Here is a 16723-nt window from a genome sequence, read left to right as displayed (position 1 = left end):
CCAATTGGCGGAGCTGCGAAGGCCTAAGGAATGGGGCCAACAGCTCCGAGTTGGGCTAGATTTGCTGTGTTTGGGGAGCTTGGTGACTCCATGTCGAGCCCGATCAATTTCATTCCTGGTTTTGAGGCCGCGCAAACGCCCAGCCCCAACAACCGCCTCTGGCAATATCTGCAGTCTCAGGATCCCAGCGTTTTTCAAGACATCGCCCGCAACTCGTCGCCGGAGGTGCTGGAGATCTTGGGCCACAACATTCGCAGCTTGGTGGGCAGTTTGCCGCCAGACCAATTTGGCGTTCAAATCATCACCAACCGCGAGAGCTTGGCAAAAATGCTCTCCGGGGCGATGATGGGTGGCTACTTTCTGCGGGTGATGGAGCAGCGTCTGGCCCTGGAGCAGTCTTTGGGCAACTCATCCGCCGCCGTCCCCTCTCCCCAACCTTCAACACCGGATCAACCTCCAACAGCGGAGGGGGGCAGTGCCCAATAGCTCCGGGCTCAGCCTTGCGGGCCCGCAGCCAAGTTCAATCCATCCTCTCTGTTGCCGCCGAGGACGTTTTAGGGCTGATGCTGGGTATGGGTTCACCAGACCAGGGATCTGAGTTCAGCCGCCCACCTCGGCGGGTTTTGATCTGCCCGGATAGCTTCAAAGGATCCCTGACAGCCAAGGCAGCAGCGGAGAGCATCTCCCGGGGCATCCGCCAGGTCTTGCCGAAGGCCAAGGTGGAGCTACTCCCCCTGGCCGATGGGGGCGAGGGCACGCTGGAGACCTTGTTGCCGGCGCTGGGGGGAGAGAAACGAGGGCTGTGGGTCACTGGCCCGCTGGGGGATCCCGTCTGGGCCGAGTACGGGGTGGCAGGCGAGCGGGCGCTGCTGGAAGTAGCCCAGGTGGCCGGCCTGACCTTGGTGCCCCCTGAGCAGCGGGATCCCACCCGCACCACCACCTATGGCCTGGGGGAGCTGTTGCGGGCCGTCTGCCGGGATCCCATCGCCGAGATTTGGATAGCGCTGGGCGGATCCGCCACCGTCGATGCGGGTGCGGGGATGGCGCAGGCCTTGGGCTATCGCCTCTTGGATGGGGCCGGGGATCCCATCGGCTGGGGGGGAGGGGAGCTGGCCCGCCTGGCGCGCATCGAGCCACCTAAACAGCGCATTTGGCAAGGCAAGCGCATCCGCGGCCTCTGCGATGTGCAGAACGCCCTCACTGGCCCGTTGGGGGCGGCTGCCGTCTTTGCCCCCCAGAAGGGCGCCACTCCCCAGCAAGTGCGGCAATTGGAGCAGGCACTGCAGCAGTGGGCCAGGGTGGTGGAGCGGGATCTGGGCCGGGCCGTGGAGGGGATCCCAGGGGCCGGCGCCGCCGGCGGGCTGGGGGCAGGATTGGTGGCTTTTTTGGGCGCCACCCTGGAGTCCGGGATCCAGCTCTTGGCCCAGCACTTGGCCCTGCCGGAGCGTCTCCGCCGCTGCGATCTGGTGGTAACTGGCGAGGGCCGCCTTGACGAACAGAGCAGCATGGGCAAGGTAGTGGGGGCGGTGCTGGAGCAGGCCATGGTGGCCCAGAAGCCCCTGCTGATTCTCTGTGGCCAGGCCACCCCGGCAGCCCGGGCCGACTTGGCCGCCCGACCCCTTCCCATTAGAGTTGCTGCCCTCTGTGACCGGATCCCGGATGTGGCCGAGGCGCAGCGCCAGGCCGGTTACCACCTGGAGCAGATGGCCGCTTGGGAGTTGAAAAAGTTTCTGGCCAGGGATCCGATCCCCACCTAGCAAATGGCTGGGAAACAGCTTATCCATCGATCTCCAGCTCCCCTCTCCCCTTGGGAGAGGGGCTGGGGGTGAGGGCCGCTAGGGGCGGGGATCGCTTGGGTCAGCGACAAAGTGTCTTAATCATCGTGTTTGGAACAACTATAATGACTTGAATGAGTTTTTTTAAAAATTATGGCCACTATTGAGTTTTCTCCCGGTATTCCAGAAGTGCCAACGCAGGTGCGGTTGCTGAAATCCAAAACCGGCAAGCGGGGATCCGCCATTTTTCGCTTTGAGGAGCTGAAGTCCGACACGCAAAGCATCCTTGGCATGCGGATGATCGACGAGGAAGGGGAGCTGACCACCCGCAACATCAAAGCCAAGTTCTTGAACGGGGAATTCAAGGCCTTGGAAGTGATCTACGACATGGAAACAGAAGCAGAATGGGAGCGCTTCCTGCGCTTCATGGAGCGCTTCTCGGCAGCCAACCAGATGGGCATGGCCTAGTGGGCTCAGCTTTTGGATTTTTTGCTCCCCTTGGTGGACTTGCTCTTGGCTTTGGGCTGTTGAGCGGTTCCCTGGGCCTGCTCAAGGGGGGGCTGTCCCAGGGGAGGTCGCCGCTTGTGCCAGTCGGTGCTCTGCTCATAGGCATAGGCCACCCGCAGCACCTTGCTCTCCTGCAAGACGTTGCCGATGATCTGCAGGCCAATGGGCAGACCGTTGGCAAAGCCACAGGGCAGGCTCAGCCCCGGCAGGCCCGCCAAATTGACCGGGATCGTCATCAGGTCGCACAGGTACATACTCAAGGGATCCTCCCGCTCCCCCGCTTTGAAGGCTGGCGTGGGGGTGGTGGGGCTGACCAGCACATCCACCTTCTCGAAGGCCCTGAGGAAATCCTGCTTGATCAGGGTGCGCACCTTCTGGGCTTTGAGGTAGTAGGCGTCGTAGTAGCCGGCAGAGAGGGCATAGGTGCCGATCATGATGCGCCGCTTCACCTCCGGCCCAAAGCCGCGGGCGCGCGTTTTGCCGTACATAGCCAAGAGCGAGTCGGCGGGTTCCCGCAGGCCGTACTTGACGCCGTCGTAGCGGGCCAGATTGGAAGAAGCTTCCGAAGGGGCGATGATGTAGTAGGTGGCCAGGCCGTAGCGAAAGCTGGGGCAGTCGATCTCCAGGATCTCCGCCCCCAGCTCCTGTAGGTGTTGGATGGCGGCTTCCACAGCAGCACGGGTTTCCTCGCTGCAGCCTTCCCCCAGCAGGTTGCGGATGACTCCAATCTTGAAGCCTTTGATCTCGGGGATCAGGGCCTGGCTATAGTCCGGGATCTCCACCTTGAGGCTGGTGGAATCCAGGGGGTCATGGCCGGCAATCCCCTGCAGCAGCAGGGCCACGTCCTCCACCGTGCGCCCAAAGGGCCCCACTTGATCCAAAGAGGAGGCAAAAGCCACCAGCCCATAGCGGGAGACCAGCCCATAGGTGGGCTTGAGGCCGACCACGCCACAGAAGGCCGCCGGCTGGCGGATCGATCCCCCCGTATCCGATCCCAGGGCCACCACCGCCTGGTCTGCCGCCACCGCCGCCGCCGACCCGCCTGAGGATCCCCCCGGCACCCGCGTCAGGTCCCAGGGGTTGGCGGTGCGCTGAAAGGCCGAGTTTTCCGTAGAACTGCCCATGGCAAACTCGTCCAGGTTGGTCTTGCCCACCGTCACCATGCCGGCAGCCGCCAGCCGCGCCGTCACCGTCGACTCGTAGGGCGGGATGAACCCCTCCAGCATCCGGGAAGCGCAGGTGGTGCGGATCCCTTGGGTACAGAGGTTGTCTTTGACAGCTAACGGGATCCCGGCCAAAGGGCCAATCTCTTCCCCGGCCCGAATGCGGGCGTCCACCGCCTTGGCCTGTTGCAGAGCCAGTTCTTCGGTTACAGTAATAAAGCTTTTAAGCTGCGGCTCCAGTTGGGTGAGACGCTCCAGGTATTCGCGGGCGATCTCCTCCGCCGAGCGCTCTTTGGTTACCAACTGGCTGTGGAGGGCGCGAATCACAGACATAGGCAAACTCGCAGGGAATGGCAAACGCCGATGAGGCCAGACCAAGTTCCCTCTAGACTAATCCAGATGGGATCCCTTCCTACCCAAAATCCCGCCAATTTCCCCTCTCCCTGAGAGAGAGGGGCTGGGGGTGAGGGCGTCGGCAATGCAGAGCGCTTGGGCCCAAGTTACCGCCGTTCCAAAAAGTCGCGGCGCAGATCCCGAATCTCCTGCCGCATCTCCCGCATCTCTCGGGCCATCTCGTCAGTGCGCCGTTCCAAAGCCTCGGTGCGCCGTTCCAAAGCCTCGGTGCGCCGTTCAATGGCTCGGGTGCGCTCGTCAAAGCGATCCAGCGCCTCGCGGAAAAACTGCGCCAGCATCGCCTGCCCTTCCCGCAGCTCTTGGATCAAAACCTGCTGGTTTTGCTGGGCAGCTTGCAACTCCTGGACGGCCCGAATCAGCCACTGCTCTTGCTCAGGTGTCATGGTTACCAAGGCGCTACAGAACAAGGAAATCCTACCACCCTAAATCTCCTCCTGGGAGAAGGATCCGGGGATGGTTACACTAGCAACGCAGAGCGCTTGGGCCCAAGCTACCGCCGTTCCAAAAAGTCGCGGCGCAGATCCCGAATCTCTTGCCGCATCTCCCGCATCTCTCGGGCCATCTCGTCAGTGCGCCGTTCCAGTGCTTCTGTGCGGCGTTCGATGGCCCGAGTACGCTCGTCAAACCGATCCATTGACTCGCGAAAGAACTGCGCCAGCATCGCCTGTCCCTCCCGCAGCTCTTGAATCAAAACCTGCTGGTTTTGCTGGACAAGACGCAGCTCCTGCTGGGCAGCTTGCAATTCTTTTTGGGAGGCTTGCAGCTCTCTTTGGGAGGCTTGCAACTCTTGGATGGCTTGAATCAGCCACTGTTCTTGCTCGGGCGTCATGGTTACTGAAGCACTACGGAATAAGCAAATCCTACCACCCCTCTCCTGCTGGGAGAGGGGCCAGGGGTGAGGGCGATGGAGAGTAGGGAACTCGAATCCCTGACCTCTGCGGTGCGATCGCAGCGCTCTACCAACTGAGCTAACTCCCCGTAGCTCTACCAGGATAACCCGAATCCGCAGCCAAGATCTCCCCCGCCTGCAACTCCAGCTTGGGAAAGACCTTTGAGGATACCGGATCGGATCCCTTCAGCTCCAGCACATCGTACCAGCCTTCATGAAGCAGCAGCAGGCTCACCTTCTCCTCCAAGGGATCCACAACCCAATACTCGCCGATCCCCAAAACGCAATACTCTGCTTGCTTGGCCCGGTAGTCCGCCGCCCGGCTGGATTCGCTCACCACCTCCACCACCAATAGCGGCGGCGGATCCTCCAAGCGAATCAAAGCCTCTCGGGATCCCATCTCCTGCCACTGCTCCAAAGGCAGCACCACCACATCCGGGATCCGCACCGTTTCCCAGCGGTTGCCCCGCGGCGACTGGATCCCCAGGCCGCCCTGGATTGTTGTCCAAGGCAACTGCCGTCTGGCGATCTCCGCCTCAAAAACCTGGCTGAGAAACTTTTGGATCTGGACATGCCGTCCGGTTGGAAGGGCCATGGGCACCAACTCCCCCGCCACCAACTCATAGCGGGTATCGCCGCCATCGGAATACTTGAGGTACTCTGCCAAACTCAGGCGAGCCGTTGTCGATCCAGAAGCAGAAACGGATCCGATCGTCAAAGCCACAGCCACCTCCAAAGGCTGCTCTGCTGCCATCCTAACCCCCCTCTCCCTCAGGGAGAGGGGCTGGGGGTGAGGGCCGGCGCGGAGCACTTGAGGCTGCTACCGCCGTTCCAAAAAATCGCGGCGCAGATCCCTCATCTCCGCTGCCATCTCATCAGTGCGGCGCTCTAGGGCTTCCGTGCGCCGTTCCAAGGCTTCTGTGCGCCGTTCCAGGGCTTCGGTGCGGCGTTCAATAGCGCGGGTGCGCTCGTCAAAGCGATCTAGCGCCTCGCGGAAAAACTGCGCCAGCATCGCCTGCCCCTCGCGCACTTCCTGAATCAGAACCTGTTGATTTTGCTGGCCCGCTTGCAGCTCTCGAATCAAAACCTCCTGGTTTTGCTGGACAAGGCGCAGCTCCTGCTGGGCAGCTTGCAGCTCTTTTTGGGCAGCCTGCAGCTCCTGGACAGCTCGGATTAACCACTCTTCTTGTTCTGGGGTCATCGTCAAAAAGTTCTACAGAGGATAAAAAAATCCTACTCCCCTCTCCCTCAGGGAGAGGGGCTGGGGGTGGTCGCGTTAGCGGCGCGGAGCGCTTGGGCTGGGAGAGGGGCTGGGGGTGAGGGCCGCCGGCGGCGCACAGCGCTTGAGGCTGCCGGAAAGAACCACCCAAAACAAAAACCCCTCTCCCTATGGGAGAGGGGCCAGGGGTGAGGGATCGGAGGTGAGGGCTCAGTACAGCGCTTCTTCTTGGTGGGTGATGATGGTGCAGTCGGAGGTGGGGTAGGCCACGCAAGTCAGCACATAGCCCTGCTCGATCTGATCGTCATCCAGGAAGGATTGATCGCTTTGATCCACCGTGCCGCTCACCAGCTTGCCGGCACAGGTCGAACAGGCCCCGGCACGGCAGGAATAGGGCAGCTCGATCCCTTGCTCCTCCGCCACATCCAAAATGTACTCGTCGTCCGGCACATCGATGGTGACGTCCAAGCCCCGCTCTTCGTTGATCAACCGAACTTTGTAGACAGCCATCCTGGTTGGATCTCCAGAAAAAACATCCACTCCTCATCCTGCCACCCTTCTGCCCCGGATCAAGCCCTCTTGGGCCAGGAAATAGGCAAATCTTCGGGTTTTGGGCACTTGGATCCGGGAAAGCCTTGCCAGACAAAGATCCCGGCCATGTCCCACCTCGCCTGCCCTGCTGCAATCCAGCACCCTTGAACCAGGGCTCTCCGAAGCAGCAGCCACCGGATCGTGAGCCACGAGCAAGCTCGTGTTCTCCGTCTGTGACCCAGATCACTCTCATTTCAGCCTGCGAAAAGGAGAAAACCCTTGCCAAAACCGACAAATCTACCTGTATGATTGACGGAGAAGCAGACCAACCGCCAAGCGGCGTGTCTGCGTCTCCCCTCGATTGGCCACTCCCCAAAGGGCATAGGTTGCCCTGGGTAAGCCGATCGAGTAAGTTAAGGGAAGTGTTCAGCCAAACCCTGCTTTTTGGTTAAGAGGAGAAACATGAACGGAACAATGCACAAGTGGCTGCTCAAGTCACTCGGGTCTCTGTCTCTGGCTTCGACGGTGGTGCTGCTGCCCATGCTGCTCACCGGTTGCGGCGAAGATAGCTCCGGCACTGCGGTGCCCGTACCGCCCCCGCCCCCGCCGCCAGCTCCCCCGACTCCTACCCCCACGCCGACTCCTACCCCCACGCCGACTCCCACTCCCACACCCGTAGGCCGCGTCATCAGCATCAGCCCCTCGGACGGCTCTACCAACGTTTCCATCAACACCTCGATTGTCATCCGTTTCAGCGAGCCGGTGCGTGAGGCTCCTCTGACGCAGGCTTTGAGCATCACCTCGGTGGCGCCCCAGGCTGGAGCTGTGCCGGCTCGGGATCTTACCTTCAACGCCGACCGCACCCAAGTCACCATCACCTTCCGCACGCCGCTAAGCAACGACTCTGTTTATCGGGTCACCATCTCGCGGGCGGTGCCAGACTTGTTTGCCTCGGGCCGCAGCCTGGCCGAAGACTTTGTGGCCACCTTTACCACCGGCAACGTGGCCGTTTCGAGCGACCCGATTAGCCTGCTGCCGACGCAACTGGCGGCGGTGACGCCCAATGGGCAAGTGTTCTCCAACCCCAACGTGATTCCGGTGGGGCATGGCATTCGCCGCAGCGGAGTAGCAGAGAACACGCCGGTGGGGGTTTACACCGATTACCGCGCGGTGCTGTCGTTTGCGATCCCGGCCAGCATTCCGTCCAACGCCGTGGTGCAGGCAGCCCAGTTGACGCTGGTGCAGTTGCCCTCCAACGACTCAGCCACCATTCCTGGTTTTGGCAACCGGGGGCGGGGCTTCTTCTTCCTGGATCCGACACCGCACAACCTGCCGTCCAACAACGTGGTGTTCCAGGAAGTGACCTTGGGTGCGCCCAACAACGTGGTGTCCAGCGACTTCTTTGCGCCGGCTTCCAGCCCCACCTTTGTGGCTCTGAGCATCAGCGGCAACGTGCTGGGCAACGATGTATCGGCTGGGCCGCGTACAGCAGATGTGCGACCTGGGGTGCAGCGGGCGGTGTCGGGCTCCCGCTTCTACCAGGTGCGGCTGCAGTGTGCCAAGGAGGTGTGGAACAACCAGGCTACCCCTGTGTTCCCCAGTGGCTCCACCTTCGTCACCACCTTCGCCTTCACCTCCTCCATCACCGTCACCAACTCGGTCAGTGGCACGGTCAGTGGATCTCTTTTCTTCCAGGGGGTGGGTCCCGTCACGGTTGGGGTTACAGGGTCTCGAGCCGAGAACCAAACTACCTACCAAGTTGCTTCGACCAACCCTGTTACGGTCACGATTGCCTTTTTTCCCATCACCTCCATCACGGTGAGCTTCAGTGCGGAGGGCAGAACCTTCTCGGCCTTCTTGCCCACCACCAGCACGACCATTAGCCAAACTGGCCTGGCATTTAGCCAGTTTTTTGGACAGACTATTTCTTTTTCGGTCACCGACCAACCACTTCCTACTGCCGCCTCAACAACCCTCACAGCAGGCCCTTTAGCAGGTGCCAACCCGTTCTCCCAGACCTTCTCCTACACGGCCAGCGTCTCGACTAGCTTCACCGTCAGCGACGTCATCGCAGCCACGTCCACGTCAACGGCAGAAGCGCCAGCTGACACGGTTGGTTTTGAGATCAGCCAGGGGGCTACGGGCACCTGCCGCGCCGAGTTCGACAAAGAGCCGGCTACAGGCACGGGTGCTGCCCCCATCACCACGGCTCGCGGGCCACGGCTGGACATCACCTTCACTGTCCCGCGGTAGTCCATACACTCTATCTGGCTTTAGGGCTGGGTCTGTTGACTTTTAGGCAGCAGACGTTCAGATGGAAAAGGTGGGTGGGTCTTAAGTGCCTACCCACTTTTCTAGGCTGTTAAGCCTACCAAAGGCAGGTGAAGCACTATTCGTTTGATAGAATTGTCTAAGTTGAGACTCAGGGATATGGGAACCGAAATTCAAAAGCTCCTTAAGCAAGCATTTGGCCATCATCAGTCGGGCGAGTGGGATCAGGCCGAGGAATGCTACCTAGAAATCTTAAAGCTAGAACCCAACCATCTTGATGCTACTCAGTATTTGGGTATACTGGCCTACCAACAACAACAGTATGTCAAATCTGTAGAATACTTAGAACGGTGTATAGGTCTTGGTCAAAGGTCGGCATCGTTGTATGTCAACTTAGGTGCAGTCTACGAGAAGCTAGATCAGCTAGAAAAGGCCCTAGAATGCTACCGACAAGCTACCCAAATAGATCCAGAAAGTCTCAACGCAAACTTTAACTTAGGTCTGGCTCTAATTCAACTCGAGCAGTGGGAAGAAGCCCAGAAAGCCTTTCTAAAAGTTTTAGAGTTGAACCCTCAAGAGTATGAGGCAGCTTATTTTCTTGGGCAAGTCTTGCTGAAGTTAGGTCAGGTCAATAGTGCCATCAGCATCCTAAAAAAAGCAGTAAAGGACAAGCCGGATTACGTTGAGGCTCATCTTCAGTTGATTGATGCCCTCTCTTTAGCTGGAAACAAAGAAGAGGCAATTCAACACGCGAGACAAGCAGAACCGCAATTTCCGGCTAGTGCTGATTTACAGCTTAAGCTAGGTTTATTGCTGGCAGAGTCGATGCAGTATGAAGATGCGATTGTTGCCCTAGAGAAAGCCTTGATGATCAAGTCTTCTGCTGTTATTCATCTAAATCTTGGGAAAATCTATGGCGAAATTGGTCAAGAAGATAAGGAAATAGCGCACTACAAAAAAGCTATAGCAATCAATCCAACCTATGCGAAAGCCTACAATAACTTGGGGGCGGCACTAAGCCGAAAGATACGACACCAAACTGCAACAGAGATAGCTGCACAGGAACTAAGCTTGGGAGGTAAAAAAGATCTTGAAAGTCAATGCCAAATTATTCAAGCTGCAAGAGACTGCTTTCAGATTGCTATTTCTCTAGATTCGGAATACGCTGAAGCTCATCACAACCTAGGTATTCTCTACAGGGCAGAAAAGCGGCTAGATCTAGCCAGATATCATATATGCCTTGCTATTGAGATCAACCCAGAAGAATCAGATTACTGGCACAGCTTAGGATGCTGCTACTTAGACTTGTCCATAGCCGACAAGGCAGTTAGATGTTTTGAGCGAGCGATCGACTTAGATCCAACATCTGCTCGAGCATATAACAACTTGGGTCTTGCTCATCGACTACTGCAAAATAGAGAGGAAGCAGAGTTCGCTTTTCACAGAGCTGCAGAGCTTTCGCCGGACTTTGCAGAAGCTTATTGCAATATCGGAGTCAGACTCTTCGAGCAGCAAAAGTACGATGATGCTCTGGAGCACTTCCAGGAAGCGATAAGACTTAAGCCTGAGCTAGCCGATGCCTATTTTTACAAGGGCTTAACCCTTAGCAAGCAATCCCGGACTCAAGACGCGATAGATAGTTATTTGCTAGCTATCGAGAGGAAGCCAAACTTTGCTGCTGCATATCAGAGTTTGGGTGGTGCTTATCTAGAGCAATGCAGACTGGACGAAGCTCTAGAGAACTACAGGAAAGCCCTGGAAGTTGCTCCTGGCTTCGCAGCTGCAATGTCGTGTATCCTAATGGCTTCACATTATTCTGAGAAGTTTGACCCTGTGGAAACATTTATAGAGCATCAAAAGTGGGGTATTTCCTACCAAAGCCAGTATCAAAGCCACTGGAGACCTTATGCAAACTCGCGAACTACCCAGCGTCCCCTCAAGATTGGCTATCTATCGGGTGATTTTCGATTGCACTCGGTACATTTTTTCATGAGCTCAATCTACGATTGCCACAACCAGGAAAAATTCCAAATCTACTGCTACTCAAATGTTGATCAACCTGACACAGTAACTGAGCAGCTCTCCAAATGGGCAACGGGATGGCGAGATATTCACAAGCTAAGTGACGAGAAAGCTGCAAAGTTAATCAGAGAAGATCAGATTGATATTCTAGTGGATCTAAGTGGCCATACCGGCGGCACAAGAGTACACTTAATGGCTTTGCGTCCGGCCCCTGTACAAGTTACGTACCTTGGCTACCCCGACACCACAGGTATGACCGTCGTGGACTACAGGATAACAGATAGTTTTGCCGATCCTTATGATGTAACCGATAGTCTGCACACAGAGAAATTGATAAGGATGCCTCATAGCTTTCTTTGTTACAAGCCCTCTCGTGAGGCACCGGAGATTGTGGATCCTCCTGTGGTTAGAAACGGCTTTATCACGTTTGGATGCTGCAACAACCCTTCCAAGATCACTCCCAGAGTCATTAAGTTATGGGCAGATGTATTGAAGGCAGTGCCCCATTCAGTTCTGCGCCTGAAAAATCAGCGATATAGAGATGAAAGCACCCGTAAACTCTTTTTGGAAAGAATTGGAAGACACGGCATTCCAGAGGAGAGAGTCAAGCTAGAATATGATAGACAGGGCTTTGCCGAGCATTACGCAGCCTATGGAGAAGTGGATATTGCTCTGGATCCCTTCCCTTACAACGGAACAACGACAACCTGCGAAACATTATGGATGGGAGTTCCGGTAATCACTCTGGAAGGTCTAGCACATGTTTCCAGAGTTGGAGTATCTATCTTGAGAACAGTGGACTTGCCGGAATTAATCGCACAGACGGAGCAAGACTGCATTCGCATTGCCTCAAGGCTGTCTGAAGACGTAGATCTTTTGGTCTGGATAAGGAGAACCATGCGGGAGCGACTCTCGCAATCACCACTTCTTAACGGCAAAACTTTTACAGCTTTCTTAGAGAAGGCTTACATCCTAATGTGGGAACAGTATTGCCAAGATAGAAAAGCTAGAATTAGGTTTACAGACTTGCCGTTCAAGTTTCGCAAGCACCCAAACTTAGCTCAACTCAGAAAGTAAGTTAGCTAGTAGGAGCAGACGACGAGAATGCTTAATCTACACATCGGTGGTAAAGAACCACATCCTGACTGGAAAATACTTAATATTTCGCCCTCTCCTGAGGTTGACTATGTTGCAAACGCAATAGATCTCAGTATGTTTGAGAACGAGAGCGTAGATCAAATATATGCCTCTCATGTTCTTGAGCATCTTAGTTGTCAAGAAGCAGGTGTGGCCTTAACAGAGTGGTATCGAGTCCTCAAGAAAGGAGGAAAGTTATTTGTTTCTGTACCTAATCTAAAGACGCTGTCCAAGCTTATACTAAGAGATGATCTCTCGTACGACGAATTGATACGTGTCATTAGCATGATTTACGGCGGTCAAATTGACCAGTATGACTTCCATAAATACGGCTATACCATTGAAAACCTGACTCACCTGCTTAAGACCGTTGGTTTTGGCTTTATCATTCAAGTAGACCAATTTGGCATGTTTAGAGATGCAAGCACAATTGTCTACTGCAACGAACTTATCAGCCTAAATGTAATTGCCTACAAAGAGTGAGGGGAACCATGTCTGAGCTGTCCATAGCCTCTGTTTTGGGAACCTCAATGCCTCGGATTAAAGTAATTGCCGTAGGGGCATCTGATGTTGGAGCTCCTGAGATATATGCCGAAATCATTCGGAAGGACTATGGAGAGTTAATTGGATTCGAGCCTGATCCTGAGGCTTACAACCGCTTAATTGAGAGAATTCGACAAGGTGATGGCAGTTCTAACGTCTTATACCTTCCTATGGCGGTTGGCGATGGTTCTGAATCCACCCTTTACCTGACCAACAGCGGAATGACATCCTCTCTGTTTAGACCCAATTATCATCTGTTGGAAAAGTTTCACGATCTGGCTGAGCTTTACCAAGTTGTCTCAGAGACGCTGACTGGCTTGTTATGGATACTCAAGGCAGTGAGCTAAATATTATTCGCGGAGCTAGACGTCTCCTAGAGGAGAGCATTGTAGTAGTTCAAACTGAGGTTCTATTTATCCCTCACTACATCGGCCAGCCGTTGTTCTCTGATATAGATATCGCTCTGAGAGAATGCGGCTTTCTAATTCATAGCTTAACCGGGATTTTCTGTCCACTTATGAAGTCATTTCCGAAGAGACTTACGTCTTTGCGCACTCAGGCATCTTGGACAGACTTTATTTATGCAAAAGACTTTACGCGATTGGGAGAGCTGACATCAAGAAAGCGGCTAGCGCTTGCCACGATCCTCCATGAGGTCTATCGTTCTTATGACTTATGCTCTCACGTTCTCAGAACTCATGATGAGATAGAAGGTACTTCATTTTACGACATCTACATTTCAAAGCTCTAGGATCTTAGACTTTTTGCCTTTGATTTGAGGAAAGACCACATTCGCTTAGCGGCCTGTTCCCAGGTCATGCTTTTCGTATAATCTAATCCTCGTGAGAGTATGGTATTTCTATACCTTGTATCTCTTAGCTGATCAATAGTCTGCGATATGACATGCGGCTGCATGGATATCTCAATCCAAGGGTCAGTTTCTGTAGGCTGCCTTAATTGATGATCTTCAGATTCTCTCAAGATAATGACCGGGCAACCGCATCTCATTGCCTCGAAAGTGTAATTGCCCATTCCAAGTTCAGGTTCAATCTCAAACAATCCAACAGCTCCTGTGTAAAGCAGTGGTAAATCATCAGAACAAAGCCTAAGGTTATGGATTCGAGATCGAATTGGCTTGGATAAATCCATAACAGATTCTAGTGGCACATCAACTTTACTTCCATCAACTGATAGGTAAACAAGCTCAGGGACTTGTCCAGATACTAAGCTTACACTATCCAAGAGAGCAAATAGAGCTATCTTTCTTCGTTCCCCCGTTCCCGCTCTAAAAATGATATAGGGACGAGTTAGGTCTTTTTCTTCCCGAAACTTTCTTACCTTTAGAGGGGGCGATGGCATCAAGTCACTGTGCAGACCTGGGTAGATAACCTCAATATCTTCACTAGAAATACCTGGATATTTCCTCATTAAATCTGATGACACCCACTTGGAAGGACATATAAATGCCGATGCAGCCAAAATGGTATTATGTTTCTCCTGTGCTGCTAAGCTTGGTAAGAACTCTTGGACTTCGTCCATACTATAAACCATAGCTACGCTTGAGGTTTTGAGGGGATACGTATACAAAGTTGAGATAAAAATGGATGCATTGACTTGATCACAGACACTTTGCAGACCTATATGATCAGACTCAGCATTCTCATAGCTGTAATCAGGGATTAGGGCCACAACAGTGTCGCCTGGAAAACCTATACGTTGGCTTTCTCTCACTAAGACTATAAAGTCTCGAGTATATCCAAGCCTTACCCACTCACCTATGACGTTGCACCAGAAACTTGTAATAGAGGGTGGAGTCTCTAAATTAGGCTGTAGGGCAACACCATCAACAACGATCATTGCTTTTCCTCAACCAGATCCCAAAGTAAAGAAGACAGGCTTGGATCAAAGTAAAGAAGACAGGCTTGGATCAAGCTCTTTGGAGGGGAATGAGCCTTTTTCTAAGATACCCTCTCTCTTAAGGTTCACGTAGCGAGCTTCCGGCACCGCCACTAAGTTTACAGTCGAGAGGTTGCGAGCTTGTTTGCGAGCCATTGATAACTCATTCAAAGCGGGGTTATATGCAAAGAAAGTATATCCTAGCTCTGATAAGTAAGAAGAAACTTCTCGTGATGCAGATCCTAAATCACCTTTTGCCTCTACTTGAATGATGGGGCTACAACTCTTTATGAGTTCTCGGCCACCTCGTATAACGTCAAAGGAGTCAGTAAAAACATCCACCTTGATCATATCAACTGAGGGGCATTCCAGAGAGCGCCACCACTCGTCTAGTGTAACTTTTTGAACGGTTTTTACAGGATGAGTTATTCCAACTAGACTTTTTACTACTCGATTACACGCGCTATCATCACTTTCTAGGAAGTATGCCTTTCCTGACTCACTATCCAGCGCACAAGGGATTACTGTAACTTGTGGTAGCTGATTCATGTTTGCATTGTGTTTCAGTATTTCCACACAAGCCTGAGTCGGCTCAAATGCAAATACCTTTCCTTGAGAACCTACTGCCTGAGCCGCAACAAGAGTGTATGAACCTACGTTTGCCCCCACATCTATAAATGTCATTCCCGGTTTTAGGTAAGACTTGACAAAGTCAATCTCCGCCTCAAACCATCTTCCTTGGGCCAAATGACAATGGGTAACGACCGAATCCAGACTGCCTTCCAGACTCATGATGTGGTTTTCATATGGCACATCAATAACTTCTATTGAGTTCTTTTGACTTGATAGCTTTGGATTATCCGTTTTTCCTCGAAAGAAACTCACAGATACTTGAAAGCAAGCCTCAGTCCACTTTCTAATGGCTTTTGTGGTTGCTTGGGCTTGATTTTGCCTCAGGTAATGTATACCTTCGACCTGCAAACTTTTGGATAATCCAAGACCTACGACTGCTTGGGCTTGTAAATCCTTTGGGTAAATGGCTGCGGCAATGCGCCAGAAGGGCATCGCCTGAGGTTGGTAGTATAATGCTATCCTTTCAGCTATCCAACGAGCTAGGTAGTACAGGTACTGATCTACAGACGGAAGAGCCAGACCAAAATCGTCTTCTAGCTGAAAGTAGGGAGAATCAATCCGCCATGCTAGTTCGTAACCTTCTGTGTTGGGAGGGGGAATATCTCTCCACTTCTCTGGGTCTAGCTCTAGCTGGTTCAGAAGCTTTACTGCTTCTTCCATAACAGTGAAAGAGACCCCTAGAACCCAAAGCGAATGGAGTCTATTTAATAAGCAAGGCAGATGATTTGGTTCAACGTCAACGCCTTGGTTCCAGTAGTAAAGCGCTACTGACCAAGCATTTCTTCTTTCCTTGGACGTGGGAGCTGTCGCCGCTATGCGAATTTGATTAATCCCAAGGGTGTTCCAGGTTGAGCCTGTTTCGAAAGATGTAGCTACCATTCTCTATACCTAGATTTAACTCAGAGTCTGGACAGGATTAGACCACCTAAAATAGGTACCGGTAAGAGCTCTTGACTTCGCCATCTAATCACCTTAATCATTGCTGAGCAGGCTCAAATTTTTCTTGATCCAAAACCTATGTCTGGATCCAAAACCTATGTCTGGGGAAATCTTCATTACATAAGAACTGTGCCGGAACTATTCCGAATGAGTATCATCTTTGAACATATAAACTCACCACTCTCACCAACATGAGGGAACCGCAGCCACAGTCTTTCCGAGGACCACTAAATGCTATCATAGTTCTATCATAGTTTTCATCCTGTAGGATCCCGTTAGAGAGTCAGCTTGGGTAAGTCTAGGTTAAGTATTGTGTAGGAAGCAGTGCGCAAAGTTGGAGGCTCCCTTGTCTGCCCGTTGTCTGTGGAGTTGTCTGGCCAGGTTTTGGCAGGTTGGGTATCTCTTCAGCCGCATCTCAGAGCTCAAGCTGTATAATTCGCCTTTGCCTTCTCAGCTAGAAATCGCAGGAGCCCCGCACTGTACCCGTAGGGTCAGTGCCGGGAGGAATGCGAGGTTACAATAGAACCATGACCCAAGTCCTGACCGTCTCCTGCAAGCTCAAGGTGTCCCAGTCGCAAGCCGCCAAATTGGACGCGACTTTGGAGGCTTTTGGCCAAGCCTTGAATTGGGTCAACCAGAACACGCCGGAGAAGATCGTCAACGCGGTCAAGCTGCAATCCCTTTGCTACTACGAGATTCGAGCCCGGTTTGGCTTGTCCAGTAACTTGGCTCAACAGGTGTGCAGACGGGTAGCGGGTTCCCGCAAAGTGGCTAAGCAGAAAAA

15 protein-coding genes, 1 tRNA gene and 1 pseudogene are annotated in these 16723 nt (G+C 53.5%); 8 read left to right on the top strand and 9 right to left on the bottom strand.

The annotated features are described in order from the left end of the window. Window positions 1–90: 90 nt before the first annotated feature. The 3 genes from SYN60AY4M2_RS01195 (at window position 91) to psb28 (ending at window position 2243) form a co-directional block, all read left to right on the top strand. Window positions 91–486, top strand: coding sequence for a DUF760 domain-containing protein (locus SYN60AY4M2_RS01195; RefSeq protein WP_011430263.1), 396 nt, complete (start codon window positions 91–93; stop codon window positions 484–486). An 86-nt stretch (window positions 487–572) separates the two neighbouring features. Then, entirely contained in the window at window positions 573–1757 is a 1185-nt protein-coding gene (locus SYN60AY4M2_RS01190; RefSeq protein WP_240527666.1) for a glycerate kinase, read from the top strand. Between the two features lie 171 nt (window positions 1758–1928). Then, the gene (gene psb28, locus SYN60AY4M2_RS01185; protein ID WP_011430265.1) at window positions 1929–2243 is read left to right on the top strand and encodes a photosystem II reaction center protein Psb28; all 315 of its coding nucleotides are present in this window, start codon (window positions 1929–1931) and stop codon (window positions 2241–2243) included. Window positions 2244–2248: 5 nt separating this feature from the next. Here the strand turns inward: psb28 and gatA are convergent, their stop codons facing one another. The 7 genes from gatA to SYN60AY4M2_RS01150 form a co-directional block, all read right to left on the bottom strand. Then, window positions 2249–3778 carry an Asp-tRNA(Asn)/Glu-tRNA(Gln) amidotransferase subunit GatA gene (gene gatA / locus SYN60AY4M2_RS01180; RefSeq protein ID WP_099812130.1) on the bottom strand — a complete coding sequence of 510 codons (1530 nt, stop codon included), beginning with the start codon at window positions 3776–3778 and terminating at the stop codon, window positions 2249–2251. Between the two features lie 167 nt (window positions 3779–3945). After that, on the bottom strand, window positions 3946–4242 hold the full coding sequence (locus SYN60AY4M2_RS01175) for a hypothetical protein (protein ID WP_099812129.1): 297 nt from the start codon (window positions 4240–4242) through the stop codon (window positions 3946–3948). Between the two features lie 107 nt (window positions 4243–4349). Continuing rightward, window positions 4350–4688: a hypothetical protein gene (locus SYN60AY4M2_RS01170; protein WP_099812128.1), complete on the bottom strand. Its 339-nt coding sequence runs from the start codon at window positions 4686–4688 to the stop codon at window positions 4350–4352. A 76-nt stretch (window positions 4689–4764) separates the two neighbouring features. Beyond that, window positions 4765–4837: transfer RNA gene (locus SYN60AY4M2_RS01165), tRNA-Ala, on the bottom strand. After that, complete coding sequence (locus SYN60AY4M2_RS01160) at window positions 4828–5502, bottom strand: Uma2 family endonuclease (RefSeq protein WP_099812127.1); 675 nt, start codon at window positions 5500–5502, stop codon at window positions 4828–4830. The genes SYN60AY4M2_RS01165 and SYN60AY4M2_RS01160 overlap by 10 nt, the downstream gene beginning before the upstream one ends. A 66-nt stretch (window positions 5503–5568) precedes the next feature. Next, window positions 5569–5949 carry a hypothetical protein gene (locus SYN60AY4M2_RS01155; RefSeq protein WP_011430270.1) on the bottom strand — a complete coding sequence of 127 codons (381 nt, stop codon included), beginning with the start codon at window positions 5947–5949 and terminating at the stop codon, window positions 5569–5571. A 228-nt stretch (window positions 5950–6177) separates the two neighbouring features. Next, complete coding sequence (locus SYN60AY4M2_RS01150) at window positions 6178–6477, bottom strand: ferredoxin (protein ID WP_099813185.1); 300 nt, start codon at window positions 6475–6477, stop codon at window positions 6178–6180. 483 nt (window positions 6478–6960) lie between these two features. Here SYN60AY4M2_RS01150 and SYN60AY4M2_RS01145 point away from each other — a divergent pair, with 483 nt between their 5' ends. From SYN60AY4M2_RS01145 to SYN60AY4M2_RS01130, 4 genes are all read left to right on the top strand, one after another. Beyond that, window positions 6961–8751 carry an Ig-like domain-containing protein gene (locus SYN60AY4M2_RS01145; protein WP_143596962.1) on the top strand — a complete coding sequence of 597 codons (1791 nt, stop codon included), beginning with the start codon at window positions 6961–6963 and terminating at the stop codon, window positions 8749–8751. A gap of 177 nt (window positions 8752–8928) precedes the next feature. Then, window positions 8929–11868: a tetratricopeptide repeat protein gene (locus tag SYN60AY4M2_RS01140; protein ID WP_143596963.1), complete on the top strand. Its 2940-nt coding sequence runs from the start codon at window positions 8929–8931 to the stop codon at window positions 11866–11868. 27 nt (window positions 11869–11895) lie between these two features. Beyond that, window positions 11896–12411: a methyltransferase domain-containing protein gene (locus SYN60AY4M2_RS01135; protein ID WP_099812124.1), complete on the top strand. Its 516-nt coding sequence runs from the start codon at window positions 11896–11898 to the stop codon at window positions 12409–12411. 8 nt (window positions 12412–12419) lie between these two features. Further along, window positions 12420–12818, top strand: a complete 399-nt coding sequence (locus SYN60AY4M2_RS01130; protein WP_143596964.1) for a hypothetical protein — start codon at window positions 12420–12422, stop codon at window positions 12816–12818. A gap of 400 nt (window positions 12819–13218) precedes the next feature. Here the strand turns inward: SYN60AY4M2_RS01130 and SYN60AY4M2_RS13860 are convergent, their stop codons facing one another. Further along, entirely contained in the window at window positions 13219–14328 is a 1110-nt protein-coding gene (locus SYN60AY4M2_RS13860) for a glycosyltransferase family 4 protein (RefSeq protein ID WP_143596965.1), read from the bottom strand. A gap of 45 nt (window positions 14329–14373) precedes the next feature. Continuing rightward, window positions 14374–15879 (bottom strand): FkbM family methyltransferase, encoded by a 1506-nt coding sequence (locus tag SYN60AY4M2_RS01120; RefSeq protein ID WP_099812121.1) that lies wholly within the window; start codon window positions 15877–15879, stop codon window positions 14374–14376. A gap of 587 nt (window positions 15880–16466) precedes the next feature. On the opposite strand from SYN60AY4M2_RS01120, the pseudogene SYN60AY4M2_RS01115 reads away from it, so the two are divergent. Beyond that, window positions 16467–16723 (top strand): annotated as a pseudogene (locus tag SYN60AY4M2_RS01115) (RNA-guided endonuclease TnpB family protein); the annotation flags it as partial.

Source organism: Synechococcus sp. 60AY4M2, from assembly GCF_002760375.1.
In the GTDB taxonomy this organism is placed as follows: domain Bacteria; phylum Cyanobacteriota; class Cyanobacteriia; order Thermostichales; family Thermostichaceae; genus Thermostichus.
This window is presented reverse-complemented; position numbering and strand designations above follow the sequence as displayed.

What these genes read in the sequence shown, in the direction of transcription:
- SYN60AY4M2_RS01120 (WP_099812121.1), bottom strand. Translation starts at nt 15,879, where the DNA reads ATGGTAGCTACATCTTTCGAAACAGGCTCAACCTGGAACACCCTTGGG.
- SYN60AY4M2_RS01190 (WP_240527666.1), top strand. Translation starts at nt 573, where the DNA reads ATGGGTTCACCAGACCAGGGATCTGAGTTCAGCCGCCCACCTCGGCGG.
- psb28 (WP_011430265.1), top strand. Translation starts at nt 1,929, where the DNA reads ATGGCCACTATTGAGTTTTCTCCCGGTATTCCAGAAGTGCCAACGCAG.
- SYN60AY4M2_RS01175 (WP_099812129.1), bottom strand. Translation starts at nt 4,242, where the DNA reads ATGACACCTGAGCAAGAGCAGTGGCTGATTCGGGCCGTCCAGGAGTTG.
- SYN60AY4M2_RS01130 (WP_143596964.1), top strand. Translation starts at nt 12,420, where the DNA reads ATGTCTGAGCTGTCCATAGCCTCTGTTTTGGGAACCTCAATGCCTCGG.
- SYN60AY4M2_RS13860 (WP_143596965.1), bottom strand. Translation starts at nt 14,328, where the DNA reads ATGATCGTTGTTGATGGTGTTGCCCTACAGCCTAATTTAGAGACTCCA.
- SYN60AY4M2_RS01140 (WP_143596963.1), top strand. Translation starts at nt 8,929, where the DNA reads ATGGGAACCGAAATTCAAAAGCTCCTTAAGCAAGCATTTGGCCATCAT.
- SYN60AY4M2_RS01155 (WP_011430270.1), bottom strand. Translation starts at nt 5,949, where the DNA reads ATGACCCCAGAACAAGAAGAGTGGTTAATCCGAGCTGTCCAGGAGCTG.
- SYN60AY4M2_RS01195 (WP_011430263.1), top strand. Translation starts at nt 91, where the DNA reads ATGTCGAGCCCGATCAATTTCATTCCTGGTTTTGAGGCCGCGCAAACG.
- SYN60AY4M2_RS01145 (WP_143596962.1), top strand. Translation starts at nt 6,961, where the DNA reads ATGAACGGAACAATGCACAAGTGGCTGCTCAAGTCACTCGGGTCTCTG.
- SYN60AY4M2_RS01135 (WP_099812124.1), top strand. Translation starts at nt 11,896, where the DNA reads ATGCTTAATCTACACATCGGTGGTAAAGAACCACATCCTGACTGGAAA.
- SYN60AY4M2_RS01150 (WP_099813185.1), bottom strand. Translation starts at nt 6,477, where the DNA reads ATGGCTGTCTACAAAGTTCGGTTGATCAACGAAGAGCGGGGCTTGGAC.
- SYN60AY4M2_RS01160 (WP_099812127.1), bottom strand. Translation starts at nt 5,502, where the DNA reads ATGGCAGCAGAGCAGCCTTTGGAGGTGGCTGTGGCTTTGACGATCGGA.
- SYN60AY4M2_RS01170 (WP_099812128.1), bottom strand. Translation starts at nt 4,688, where the DNA reads ATGACGCCCGAGCAAGAACAGTGGCTGATTCAAGCCATCCAAGAGTTG.
- gatA (WP_099812130.1), bottom strand. Translation starts at nt 3,778, where the DNA reads ATGTCTGTGATTCGCGCCCTCCACAGCCAGTTGGTAACCAAAGAGCGC.